This window comes from Nocardia seriolae NBRC 15557, from assembly GCF_007990715.1.
Taxonomy (GTDB): domain Bacteria; phylum Actinomycetota; class Actinomycetes; order Mycobacteriales; family Mycobacteriaceae; genus Nocardia; species Nocardia seriolae.
In genome coordinates, this window is record NZ_BJWY01000176.1 from 1 (window position 1) to 12,154 (window position 12,154).

General features: G+C 67.7%; 10 protein-coding genes and 1 riboswitch. Of the genes, 4 read left to right on the plus strand and 6 right to left on the minus strand.

Features of this window, described 5'->3' with window-relative positions; translation table 11 throughout:
- Window positions 1–79: 79 nt before the first annotated feature.
- Window positions 80–1,168 carry a hypothetical protein gene (locus NS2_RS38095; RefSeq protein WP_071811623.1) on the minus strand — a complete coding sequence of 363 codons (1,089 nt, stop codon included), beginning with the start codon at window positions 1,166–1,168 and terminating at the stop codon, window positions 80–82.
- Between the two features lie 227 nt (window positions 1,169–1,395).
- Here NS2_RS38095 and NS2_RS33145 point away from each other — a divergent pair, with 227 nt between their 5' ends.
- Complete coding sequence (locus NS2_RS33145) at window positions 1,396–1,623, plus strand: hypothetical protein (protein ID WP_033091238.1); 228 nt, start codon at window positions 1,396–1,398, stop codon at window positions 1,621–1,623.
- Window positions 1,624–1,636: 13 nt separating this feature from the next.
- Here the strand turns inward: NS2_RS33145 and NS2_RS33150 are convergent, their stop codons facing one another.
- From NS2_RS33150 to NS2_RS33170, 5 genes are all read right to left on the minus strand, one after another.
- Complete coding sequence (locus NS2_RS33150) at window positions 1,637–1,927, minus strand: hypothetical protein (protein WP_033091239.1); 291 nt, start codon at window positions 1,925–1,927, stop codon at window positions 1,637–1,639.
- Window positions 1,928–1,967: 40 nt separating this feature from the next.
- Entirely contained in the window at window positions 1,968–3,140 is a 1,173-nt protein-coding gene (locus tag NS2_RS33155; RefSeq protein ID WP_045439273.1) for an MFS transporter, read from the minus strand.
- Window positions 3,141–3,469: 329 nt separating this feature from the next.
- Entirely contained in the window at window positions 3,470–4,834 is a 1,365-nt protein-coding gene (locus NS2_RS33160) for an FAD-binding oxidoreductase (protein WP_147207408.1), read from the minus strand.
- A 377-nt stretch (window positions 4,835–5,211) separates the two neighbouring features.
- The gene (locus tag NS2_RS33165; protein WP_033091241.1) at window positions 5,212–6,429 is read right to left on the minus strand and encodes an NADP-dependent isocitrate dehydrogenase; all 1,218 of its coding nucleotides are present in this window, start codon (window positions 6,427–6,429) and stop codon (window positions 5,212–5,214) included.
- Between the two features lie 331 nt (window positions 6,430–6,760).
- A complete protein-coding gene (locus NS2_RS33170; protein WP_036548685.1) occupies window positions 6,761–8,257 on the minus strand; it encodes an MFS transporter in 1,497 nt (498 codons plus the stop codon).
- Window positions 8,258–8,393: 136 nt separating this feature from the next.
- Between NS2_RS33170 and NS2_RS33175 the strand changes: the two genes are divergently transcribed.
- From NS2_RS33175 to metX, 3 genes are all read left to right on the plus strand, one after another.
- Window positions 8,394–9,104 (plus strand): TetR/AcrR family transcriptional regulator, encoded by a 711-nt coding sequence (locus tag NS2_RS33175; RefSeq protein WP_052486764.1) that lies wholly within the window; start codon window positions 8,394–8,396, stop codon window positions 9,102–9,104.
- Window positions 9,105–9,116: 12 nt separating this feature from the next.
- Window positions 9,117–9,227: riboswitch (SAM riboswitch) on the plus strand.
- Between the two features lie 96 nt (window positions 9,228–9,323).
- Entirely contained in the window at window positions 9,324–10,673 is a 1,350-nt protein-coding gene (locus tag NS2_RS33180; RefSeq protein ID WP_045439261.1) for a bifunctional o-acetylhomoserine/o-acetylserine sulfhydrylase, read from the plus strand.
- Window positions 10,670–11,833 (plus strand): homoserine O-acetyltransferase MetX, encoded by a 1,164-nt coding sequence (gene metX, locus NS2_RS33185; RefSeq protein WP_081986373.1) that lies wholly within the window; start codon window positions 10,670–10,672, stop codon window positions 11,831–11,833. Before NS2_RS33180 ends, metX begins: the two co-directional genes overlap by 4 nt.
- Window positions 11,834–12,154 lie beyond the last annotated feature (321 nt).

Below are 12,154 nucleotides of genomic sequence, written 5' to 3' on the forward strand. Positions count from 1 at the left end.
GAGTGCCTCTCGGTGCTCGGCCAGCGCTTCCAGCACATCCCGGAGAACCGTGCGTGCACGGACGAGCAGGTCGTTCGGATCATCGCCACGTTTGCTCATTTCTCCCCATCCAGTCGAGAAGTTCCTCTGCCTCGGCGGGTGCTCGGCCCGAGCCGGTCATGAGATCCACTGCGACCTGCGCCGGTGCCGCGACCCGTAATCCGCCGAGTGCTGATACCGACCGTGTAAACACGACGGGGTACGCGGGCTTCGCGATCAAGACGTTCGCGCCCGTATCCGTGGCGCGGAGATCCCAAGCGGCAGCAGTGGTTTCCGGATCTGAGGCATACACCATCGCCAAGCGCGCAGGTGCATACGACTCCCATGCCGACGCGGCCACCGAACCGGTCAGCGCATAATCGGCCGCATCCTTGGTCCGCATTCGTTCGAGTAATGCGGGTAGGCCGCGCGGAGCAATCCACCGAGTGACTGCGTTGGTGTGGAGGAATTGATAGTCCTCGCTCCAGCGGCGTAGCAGGGGGGCCCACTCGGGAACATTGATGAGCCCGTCCGTTCCCCGGGTGACCAGTGCTTCCGACTCCAGGAACTCGATCACGCGATAGGTCGAACCTGTTGATGCTCCGGACGCGGCCACTAGATCGCGGATCTTCCATGGACCGGCGGTGTCAGCCAGCGCCCGCACAACCTTGGCGGCGGGCTCGCCTTTGAGAGTGCCGCGCGGTCGACCCCGGCCACGCCAAGGGTCGTTGTCCGAACCACGATCGGAGATGAACAGCGCCGGTGAATCAGCCCGCACAAGCACATTGCCTGTCGCGTCGGCAAAAGCCAGCCCGGCTGCCCTGAGGCGTTTCCGAGTGGATTCGGACAAGTAGCGCGCAATTACCATTCCGATACTCCCCGGGAATTGGGTTCCGTACCGAGCCAGTTGTGCAGTCACCGCAGCGACGTCGCGGCCCTCGATGAGTCGCTTGGCCTCGACGATCAAAGTCACTTCACCACCGTCAGGGGCGCGCAGCGACAGAATCGCATCGACACGCGAGTCGCCACGCGGTTCGTCGCGCTGAGCAGAGAGCTGCCAGGACGTGGGCAGACGGTCACGAATGGCCGCGATACCTGCCGACAGCACGTCGGCCTCGGCCAGCGGCGCGACTGCTCCCAGTTCGGTCATGTTCAGATAATACCGCTTCTCCGTTGCGCACGGAAAGTATCTATTTTCCGAACATCGGGCCGCCACGGCCGGGGCCGACGGGCTCCAGTACCGCGGCGGGCATCGGGATTCCGCAGGCCACCGAGTCGGCTTCGCTTGCGCAGGTGGTGGTTCGCGCGGCGCATCGGTCGGGGATGCGGGGACGGGGCGGCGTCGGCGTTGCCCGGAATGGGTGGGAACGGCCGGGGATGATCTGGTTCGGCCGCCGACCATGTCGCTGCTGGCTGTGGGAACCGAACCGCCTCGCCGAGCACGGCACCGGCTGGCAACACGAACTCGATGCCGCCCGCCGCAGGCACGCCCGCGTCCTGCTGACCGATCCGGATCTCACCCAGCGCTCGATCGCCGGCCGCCTCGGCTACAACGACACCCGTTCTCCGCGCCGGGCACTGGCACGCTGGTCGACCGAGAACTGATACGCGGCGGTCCTCACCGGAAAACGACGAGGACGAACATCGTGAACAGCAGGGCCGCGAGCGAGAAGACGACCGCGTACTTGGCCGAGGGCTCTCCCCTGTGATGCCCGAGGCTGCCGAGGAAGTAGCCGACGATCGCCAAGAGCAGGCCGTATGCCGAGATCAGCGAGAACGCCGCCAGTGCGAATGCGATGACCGTCAGGATGGGCTTCGGGGTCTTGGGCGATCGGGTGGACGCCGAATAGTCCGGGTAATACCTGTCTTCCGAGTAATACAGGGGAACGCGGTTGTGACGGAAACGCATTCGGTGACCTTACGCGGGCCTCACGACGAAGCGCTTGCGATTACTGATGCTGTGGGTGGCGGCGGGCTATGAGGGTGGTCACGGTGAACAGGGCGACGCCGAGGACTGCGAGGCCCGCGCCGACTACGGCCGGGGCGGTGTAGCCGAGGCCGGCGGCGATTACCAGGCCGCCGAGCCAGGCACCCGCGGCGTTGGCGATGTTGAGGGCCGCGTGATTCAGTGCGGCGGCGAGGGTTTGGGCGTCGTGGGCCACGTCCATGAGGCGGGTTTGGAGGGCGGGGGCCAGGGACGCGCCGGAGGCGCCGACGAGGAAGGCGCCGATCGCGGCGGTGTACGGGTTGTGGGCCGCGGTGACGAAGGCGGCCAGGATGACCAGCATCGAGAGCAGGGCGGCGAAGATGGCTCGGTCTACGCCGCGGTCGGCGAGGACGCCGCCGATGATGTTGCCCGCGATCATGCCGAGGCCGAACAGCGCCAGGACGAGGGGGACGAAGGCGGCGCGCAGGCCCGCCACGTCGGTGAGGGTGGTGGTGATGTAGGTGTAGACGGCGAACATGCCGCCGAAGCCGATCGCGCCGACCAGCAGGGTCAGCAGGACCTGGGGACGGCGCAGGGCGGTGAGCTCGGTCCGGGGATCGGTCATGCGAATGCCGTGCAACTCCGGCACGAAACGGAAGATGGCGGCGACGGTCGCGAGACCGATGACTGCGACCACGATGAAAGCGTCCCGCCAGCCGAGGTTCTGGCCCAGCCAGGTGGCTGCGGGGACGCCGACGACATTGGCGGCGCTGAGACCCAGCATAACCGCCGCTACCGCCTTCGCTCGCTGGCCCACCGGGGCCAGGGACGCCGCGGCGAGGGAGGCCACGCCGAAGTACGCGCCGTGCGGGAGGCCGGAGACGAAGCGGGCCGCGGTCAGGGTGGCGAAGTTCGGCGCGATGACGCTGGCGGCATTTCCCAAGGCGAAGGCCAACATCAGGGCCATCAGGAGACGTTTGCGCGGCACTCGCGCGCAGAGCGCGGCGATCACCGGAGCACCGATCACGACGCCGAGCGCGTAGGCCGAGACGATGTGCCCGGCAGTCGGTTCGGAGACCTTCATGGATGCGGCGATATTCGGCAGCAAACCCATGGTGACGAATTCCGTCGTACCGATCCCGAACCCGCCCAGCGCCAGCGCCAGCATGGCGGGCACATGCCAAGTGGTGCGCACGACCGGCTCCGGAGTCGGGTCCGTCGCGGCGGGACGGCTCGAGTCGGAGGCGGTTACGGCGGATGCGAATTCGGCCACGACCAAGCGCAACACAATGGCGAACGGTCGCGATACCGTCCGGTCCGGTGATTTCACTCACCGGACCGGACGAATCATGGGATCGGCCACTCCCCTGAGCCCCGGGCCACGTCCCTGGGCGACCGGTCAATGCTCGAACACCGACTCCTCGGGCGGGCCCACCAACAGCTCCGCGCCCGCCTCGAAGGCCGCCCGCAGATGCGGACTGTTCAGATGCGCCTCGAACTCGGCCCGACGGTTCCCGCGCCGCCTCAGACCGTGACGGCCGGGGCGACGGGGAAGTTGCTGCGGAACAGGCCATCCGGATCGCGGCGGGCCTTGATGTCCTGGAGGCGGGCCAGGGCCGCGGCATCGAAGGCCGCGGCCGGGGTCTCACCGGAATCCAAGTAGGTGAACGGTTTCCGGCCGCTGCAGTGGGGGCGCAGCGCGTCGGCGACCGCGTCACGGCGTTCGACCACCACCGCCTCGATCTCCGGGGTCGGGGCGGGGGCGAGCAGCGAGAGCAGGTACGGCTCGTCGATCGCGCCCGCGCAACCCGCGTCGGCGGGCGGGCGGGTGAGCGCGCCGCCGAGATGGCGGATCTGCACCAGCGCCAGCGGGCCGACACTGCCCTGCGGTGCGGCGGCGGCCAGCAGCGCGTCGCTCACCCGCGGGGAGAACGCGGTGAGCAGTTCACCGCGCACCCGGGCCGGGCTGGGATCGGTCGGTTCCATGGCGACGTCGCCGACCTGGGCGGCGTTCAGCGGCCGCCGGGTGTCCAGCACCGCGCCCGGAATCTCGTCGAACAGCCGCAGCGGAGCGGTGACCGCACCGAGGGCGACCACATCGATCGCCACCATGGCCTGGCCCCGCAGGAACTCGGGAACCTGCGGGAACGGCGGGAATTGGATGAGCGTCAGCCAAAGACTCAGTCCCTCTTCGGCTTCCGCGGTGGCCTGCTGGAAGGCGGCGATCACGGCCTCGGTCCGCTCCGCGGGCCAGAGGATGCGGCCGCCGAAAAGCTCGGGCGCCTCGAACAATTCGCACTCCAGGCCGGTGACCAGGGCGAAATCGCCACCGCCGCCGCGCAAGGCCCAGAACAGGTCGGAATCGGAGTCCGCGGTCACCCGGCGCTGATCGCCGTCCGCGGTCACCACCTCCAGCGCCCGCACCGCGTGCGCGGCGTACCCGCGGCTGCGCGCGAACCAGCCGACACCGCCGCCCAGCGTGTAGCCCGTCACCCCGACCACCGCGGAACTGCCGCAGGCCCCGGCCAATCCGTGCGCGGCCGCCCGCTCCAGCACCGGCTGCCAGGACACCCCGGCCTGCACCCGCGCCACCCGCGCCGCCGCGTCGAACTCGATCCCGTCCAGCGCGCGCGTGGTCACCAGCACGGTGCCGTCCGCGGCCGCCGACGGGCTGTGACCGGTGGCCCGCGTGCTCAACGGCCCCTCGGCCGCGGCCGCGTACCGCACCAGCGCCGCCGCGTCCGCCGCGTCGGCGACCTCCACCACCGCCGAAACCTGCTGCCGGACAGCCAGATTCCACGGCGTACCGGCCAGCTCGAATCCCTCGTCCCCGGGCAACAGCACCCGGCCCCGCACCACCCGTCGCAGGTCGCTACCGACAGCCGACATAACTCCTCCTTCACAGCCGCGAGCACCACGGCCGAAACCCGTAATTTCCACACGGGTATTGATCACCCCGCGCACGGTGTTAACCGCGGAGTCGCGGCCGACCCCTCGCCAGGCCGCGCCACCAGCGTGCGCCACGGCGCTCCGCAATGGTGATGATCGAGCCGTGAACATTTCATGATCACGCCACCCTGATCCCCCGAAAACAATTCGGGCACCCGCCCACCCACCGGTTCCGATGGGGGCAGGTGCCCGTTGTAGCGCGGTGGATGTACTGGCCGGGACTGTGGTCCCGGCCCCCAGCTTCACCGCTTCGCGCTGTTCACGTTCGTCGGCGCGTTCTCCTCGGACGCCGAAACGTCCACCCGGAGTGGGTTTTCCTAGCGAATCTCGCGGGCCAGGTTGGCGTCCAGCACGCCGAGGAACTCCTCGGTGGTCAGGTAACCCTGGTCGCCGCCGACCAGCAGCGCGAGGTCCTTGGTCATCTGGCCGGACTCGACCGTCTTGATGACCACGTCCTCGAGGGTCTGCGCGAAGCCGATCACCTCGGGGGTGTTGTCCAGCTTGCCGCGGTGGGCCAGGCCACGCGTCCACGCGAATATCGAGGCGATCGGGTTGGTGGAGGTGGGCTTGCCCTGCTGGTGCTGACGGTAGTGCCGGGTCACGGTGCCGTGCGCGGCCTCGGCCTCGCAGGTGCGGCCGTCCGGGGTGAGCAGCACGGAGGTCATCAGACCCAGCGAGCCGAAGCCCTGCGCCACGGTGTCGGACTGCACGTCGCCGTCGTAGTTCTTGCAGGCCCAGACGTAGCCGCCCTCCCACTTGAGCGCGGAGGCGACCATGTCGTCGATGAGGCGGTGCTCGTAGGTCAGACCGGCGGCGTCGAACTCGTCCTTGAACTCGGTCTGGTACACCTCCTCGAAGGTGTCCTTGAACATGCCGTCGTAGGCCTTGAGGATGGTGTTCTTGGTCGACATGTACACCGGGTAGTTCTGCTGCAGGCCGTAGTTCAGCGAGGCCCGCGCGAAGTCCCGGATGGAGTCCTGGAAGTTGTACATGCCCATCACGACGCCGCCGTCTTCCGGCATCTTCACGACTTCCTGGACGATCGGCTCGGAGCCGTCCTCGGGCGTGAAGGTGAGGGTGACGGTGCCCGCCTGGTGCACCTTGAAGTCGGTGGCGCGGTACTGGTCACCGAAGGCGTGGCGGCCGATGATGATCGGCTTGGTCCAGCCCGGAACCAGACGCGGAACGTTCGAGATGATGATCGGCGCGCGGAAGATCGTGCCACCCAGAATGTTGCGGATGGTGCCGTTGGGCGACCGCCACATCTTCTTGAGGCCGAATTCCTCGACTCGCGCCTCATCGGGGGTGATCGTCGCGCACTTGACGCCGACGCCGTGCTTCTTGATGGCGTTGGCCGCGTCGATGGTGATCTGATCGTCGGTCTTGTCCCGGGCCTCGATGCCGAGGTCGTAGTACTCGAGGTTCACATCGAGATACGGGACGATGAGCTTGTCCTTGATGAACTGCCAGATGATCCGGGTCATCTCGTCGCCATCGAGCTCGACGACGGTCCCTTCAACCTTGATCTTGGACATGGATCTTCGTGTCCTCCTAGGAAGGTGGTGCTCCCATTGCACGGCCGGCGAGCACCGCTTGTAGCGGACCCCAGCTGTTCAACAGACAACGTATACGCATGGCGCTCGGCACGGGACCTGTGGTGCCAAGTCCACGTACGCTGTGGCGTCAAGCAAGACAAGCGTACTGCTGCTATCGATCTCACCGCGCGGGCGGCCCCCGCTGTGCGGGAATTCAGTGCAGTTACCGATAAGTAGGTTTTCCGGTGACTTTCCGCACTTTTCCAGCATGCGAAAAGGCGAGGGCCACGGCAACCCCCCTGCCGTGGCCCTCACATATATTTTTCGCCGCTCAAACGCCCACGTGTACCGCGTGCTCGTCGCCCTCGAGCAGATTCTCCGGCTTGTCCCGGATCATGAACGCCGCGATCGGAACGCAGAGCAGGAAGAAGACCGCGCCGATCAGGAACGCGACATCGTAGGAGTGAATCGAGGCCCGCTCCATCACGTGGTCGATGGTGTGGTTATTGCGCACATACCGCTCGGCCACCTGCACCGAAATGGTGGTCAGCAACGCGGTGCCGATGGAACCGCCCACCTGCTGCGCGGCATTGAGCAGCGCGCTGGCCACACCCGAGTCCTCCGCCTCGACCTGATGCAGCGCGGTGGTCTGCATGCAGACGAACAGGAAGCCCATGCCGAGTGCGATCAGAATCATGGCGGGCAGCAGGGCGCTGGCGTAACTGTCGCCGAACTCGAGCCGCGACAGCCACAGCAGACCCGCCGCGCCCAGCACCGAGCCCGCCAGCATCAGCGGACGCGGACCGATCTTCGGCAATACCGCGGACGCGATGCCCGCCGACACCACGATCCCGGCCGGGAAGGGCAGGAACGCCACACCCGTCTTCAGCGCCGAGTAGTGCTCCACGATCTGCAGGTAGAAGCTCAGGTTCAAGAACATGGCGAACATCGCGATCGGCACCAGCAGCGCGATCAGATATGAGCCGCCCCGGTTGATCTCACCCGGAATGCGCAGCGGCAGCAGCGGATTCGCGGTCCGGTTCTCGATGGCCACGAACGCCGCCAGCAGCGCCACGCCCACGATGAACAGGGCCAGCGTGGTGGAGGCGGTCCAGCCGTCGGAGGCCGCCCGGCTGAAGCCGTAGACGATGGAGATCAGGCCCAGGGTCACGGTGATCGCGCCGGGCAGGTCGTAGCCGCCGGTGCGGGGTGCGGGCACGTCCTTGACCACGAAGGCGAACGCACCGGCCAGCGCCAGCAGCGCGACCGGGGTGTTCACCAGCAGCGACCAGCGCCAGTTGGCGAATTCGACGAGCGCGCCACCGGCGATCAGGCCCAGTGCCGCGCCGGCTGCGGACACACCCGCGAACACGCCGAAGGCCCGGGCGCGTTCCTTGGCCTCGGTGAAGGTCACCGACACCAGCGACAGCGCGGCGGGAGCCAGCAGCGCACCGAACGCGCCCTGCAGCGCGCGGCCCGCGAACAGTTCGGCCTGGTTCTGCGCGAGACCGGCCAGCGCGGAGGCCGCGGCGAAGCCGACCAGGCCGACCATCAGGATCCGGCGGCGGCCCAGGTAGTCGGCGAGGCGGCCGCCGAGCAGCAGCAGACCGCCGAAAATCAGGGTGTAAGCGGTGAAGATCCACTGCTTGTCGCCGTCGCTGATGTGCAGATCCTGCTGCGCGAACGGCATGGCGATGGTGACGATGGTGGCGTCCAGGACCACCATGCGCTGCGCCATGGCGATCACACCCAGCGCCCACCAGCGCATGGAATCTTTTGCGGGACTTGCTTTTTCGTCTGTACCGAGAGCGTCTGTCGCTACGTTCATGAGCCTCTCCTCTGGAGTTCGAAGGCAGCTTCACCATAGTGACCCCCACCGACAATTGGCGTCAAGAGAAAAATGTCGCAGTGCGACAGTTGTCATAATGGGACAGAAGGGATCGCCGAACCTCTAAGATGTAGGCATGTCGGAGTTGTCAAGTCACATCGGTGTGATCTCGCCTCACCGCCCCGGACTGCGCGAGCGCAAGAAGGAACAGACCCGCGCGCGGATCATCGACGTGGCCCTGAAGCTGTGCGACGAGCAGGGCTTCGACGCCACCACCGTGGAACAGATCGCCGATGCCGCCGACGTGTCGCCGCGCACCGTGAACCGGTACTTCGACAGCAAGGAAGACATCGTCACCGCCCCCATCACCGACTGGGGCCTGGCGCATGCGCGGGCACTGCGCGAGCAACCGCACACCGGGAACGAACTGCAGGCCCTGCTGGACGCCTTCCTGGCCATCGTGGACCGCGTCATCGAACGCGACGAGCCCCTGCCCTTCCGCTGGTTCCAGCAGATGCAGCGGATCATCGCCACCTCGGCCCCGGTGCGGGCCTGCAGCTTCGACGCGGCCGAGAACAAGACCGAACAGACCGCGCAGGTCCTGGCCGAACGGCTCGGCACCACCGTCGGCGATATGCGAGTTCGATTGCTGATGGGCACCTTCCACGCCATCATGCGGGCGGGCACCGAGTCCGCGGCCGAGAGCGGCACCGCCTGCGAGCAGATCATCGGATCCGCCCGCGGCATGGCCGACGCCGTGGTCTCGGCCTATCACGAATTCGTCCGCACCTGCGCGGCTCCCACTGTGTCCGGCCCCACTTCCGAAACAGCCGCATCCGCCCGCTAGAATCGCGCGACAGGTCAAGAGCATCAGCGCCAAGCCCCGGCTCGCTGATCGGCAACCCTCCAGCTGCGGTGGGGTGCTCCGGGTGAGGACCGGGCGTTCGAAGGACGAACGCAAGCGCAACTAGGAGGTCTACCGAAATGTGTTGTTGTCGAAGCCCATTCGCCTTCCGATAACGTCAAACTTCCGCCATTCGGCGACCTTGTTTTTGGAGCAGAACATATGAGTGACTCGACCGCGTCCGCGGCCGTTGCGGCTGACGGCACCCTCGACCCGGCCAACTGGTCCTTCGAGACCAAGCAGATCCACGCCGGTCAGGCCCCCGATCCGGCCACCGGAGCGCGCGCCCTGCCCATCTACCAGACCACCTCCTACGCCTTCCGCGACACCGATCACGCCGCCGCGCTGTTCGGGCTCGCCGAGCCGGGCAATATCTACACCCGCATCATGAACCCCACCCAGGACGCGGTGGAGCAGCGCATCGCCGCGCTCGAGGGCGGTGTGGCCGCGCTGCTGGTGGCCTCCGGACAGGCGGCGGAGACCTACGCGATCCTGAATCTGGCGCAGGCCGGTGACCACCTCGTGGCCAGCCCGCACCTGTACGGCGGCACCTACAACCTGCTGCACTACTCGCTGCCGAAGCTGGGCATCGAGGTCAGCTTCGTCGAGGACCCCGACGATCTGGAGCAGTGGCGCACGGCCGTGCGGCCGAACACCAAGGCGTTCTACGGTGAGACCGTTGCCAATCCGGGCAGCTCGATCCTCGACATTCCGGGCATCGCCGAGGTCGCGCACGCCGCGGGCGTGCCGTTGATCGTGGACAACACGGTCGCCACTCCCTACCTGATCCAGCCACTGAAGCTGGGCGCGGACATCGTCGTGCACTCGGCCACCAAGTACCTGGGCGGGCACGGTTCCGCGGTCGCGGGTGCGATCGTGGACGGCGGCAACTTCGACTGGACGGTGCGCGACGAAGCGGGCGAGTCCCGATTCCCCGGCTTCACCACCCCGGACCCCAGTTACCACGGCGCGGTCTTCGCCGATCTCGGTGCGCCCGCGTTCGCGCTCAAGGCGCGCGTGCAGCTGCTGCGCGATCTGGGCGCGGCGGTGTCGCCGTTCAACGCGTTCCTCATCGCGCAGGGCATCGAGACGCTGAGCCTGCGCATCGAGCGGCACGTGGCCAATGCCCAGGCGGTGGCGGAGTTCCTGGCCGAGCAGCCGGGCGTCGAAAAGGTTTACTACGCGGGGCTTCCCACCTCGCCCTGGTTCGAGCGCGGCAAACAGCTGGCACCGAAGGGTGTCGGCGCCATCGTCTCCTTCGAGCTGGCGGGCGGTGTGGACGCGGGCAAGAAGTTCGTGGAGGCGCTGGTGCTGCACAGCCATGTCGCTAACATCGGGGATGTGCGCTCGCTCGTCATCCACCCGGCCTCCACCACGCACTCCCAGCTGACTCCCGCCGAGCAGCTGGCCTCCGGCGTCACGCCTGGTCTGGTGCGTTTGGCGGTGGGTATCGAGGGCATCGGCGACATCCTGGCGGATCTGCGCGCCGGACTGACGGCGGCGGCAAGTTGACCGTGAACATCGAGTCGAGCACCTCCCGTCCGGCGGCCGAGCTATTGCTGCCGCCGCCGGACGGGACGCTCGGGACCATTGCCATCGGGGATGTCGAGCTCGAGTCCGGAGCCGTCATTCCCGATGTGACGCTGGCCGTGCAACGGTGGGGCGAACTCTCGGCGAACACGGACAACGTGGTGCTCGTCGAGCACGCGCTGACCGGTGATTCGCACGTGGTGGGCCCCGCCGACGTGCACCACGGCCAGCCCGGCTGGTGGGACGGCATCGTCGGCCCCGGTGCGCCGATCGACACCCGCGAATGGTGTGTCATCGCCACCAACGTGCTGGGCGGCTGTAAGGGCAGCACCGGCCCGGCCTCGCTGGCTCCGGACGGAAAGCCCTGGGGCGCACGGTTTCCCGAGATCTCGATTCGCGATCAGGTGACCGCGGAGCGGCAGCTGTTCGATCTGCTCGGCGTCGACCGCCTGGCCGCCGCGATCGGCGGTTCCATGGGCGGCATGCGGGTGCTCGAATGGATGGTCGGCAGCCCCGAACGGGTCGGCGCGGCGCTGGTGCTCGCGGTCGGCGCGCGCGCCACCGCCGACCAGCTCGGCACCCAGACCACCCAGATCGCCGCCATCATGGCCGATCCGGACTGGCAGGGCGGCAATTACCACGGCACCGGGCGCGCACCCATGACCGGCATGGGCATCGCCCGGCGCATCGCGCACCTGACCTACCGCACCGAGGCCGAGCTCGACCACCGCTTCGAGAACCACGCGCAGGGTGACGAGGATCCGCGGGCGGGCGGGCGCTACGCGGTGCAGAGCTACCTGGAGTATCAGGCGGACAAGCTCATCGCGCGCTTCGACCCGGCCACCTACGTGCTGCTCACCGAGGCCATGAACCGCTACGACGTGGGTCGCGGCCGCGGTGGCGTCGAGGCGGCGCTGGCGGGCACGCCGGTGCCGTGCGTGATCGGCGGGGTCGACTCGGATCGGCTCTATCCGCTGCGCACCCAGCAGGAGCTGGCCGATCTGCTGCCGGGTTCCAAGGGGCTCGAGGTCATTCACTCCAAGGACGGCCACGACGGGTTCCTGACCGAGTTCGACGCGGTCGGCAAGCTGGTGCTGGAGACGATGGATCTGGCCCGCGCCCAGCGCGGGACCGGACGCTGAATCAGCGCTGCCGAAGCGCTGTATCTACGCTGCCTCACCGGTGGCGCGTTACCGCGCGTATCGTTGCTGTTTCGCGCGAATTGTCCTGACGCGCTTCCGGTTTCGCGCACATGACACCGGGGTAACCTGTCGTCCCGAATACGTGTGCGCACCGCCGCGCACCCGTAATCTGTCAGACATGACCGCCGCATTCGATGACATGGATCTCCGCGATCTCGTCGATCTGCTCTCCGAGGACGAGCAGCGTGAACTCCGCCCGGCCATACTCCGCGTCCTGCACAGACTCCCGGACCAGGAAGTGCTACGCCGGGAATTAGTACT

Bases quoted from the DNA above. Each gene is read 5' to 3' on its own strand.
- NS2_RS33150 (WP_033091239.1), bottom strand. From the start codon at position 1,927: ATGCGTTTCCGTCACAACCGCGTTCCCCTGTATTACTCGGAAGACAGG.
- NS2_RS33165 (WP_033091241.1), bottom strand. From the start codon at position 6,429: ATGTCCAAGATCAAGGTTGAAGGGACCGTCGTCGAGCTCGATGGCGAC.
- NS2_RS33175 (WP_052486764.1), top strand. From the start codon at position 8,394: ATGTCGGAGTTGTCAAGTCACATCGGTGTGATCTCGCCTCACCGCCCC.
- NS2_RS38095 (WP_071811623.1), bottom strand. From the start codon at position 1,168: ATGACCGAACTGGGAGCAGTCGCGCCGCTGGCCGAGGCCGACGTGCTG.
- NS2_RS33160 (WP_147207408.1), bottom strand. From the start codon at position 4,834: ATGTCGGCTGTCGGTAGCGACCTGCGACGGGTGGTGCGGGGCCGGGTG.
- NS2_RS33170 (WP_036548685.1), bottom strand. From the start codon at position 8,257: ATGAACGTAGCGACAGACGCTCTCGGTACAGACGAAAAAGCAAGTCCC.
- NS2_RS33180 (WP_045439261.1), top strand. From the start codon at position 9,324: ATGAGTGACTCGACCGCGTCCGCGGCCGTTGCGGCTGACGGCACCCTC.
- NS2_RS33145 (WP_033091238.1), top strand. From the start codon at position 1,396: ATGATCTGGTTCGGCCGCCGACCATGTCGCTGCTGGCTGTGGGAACCG.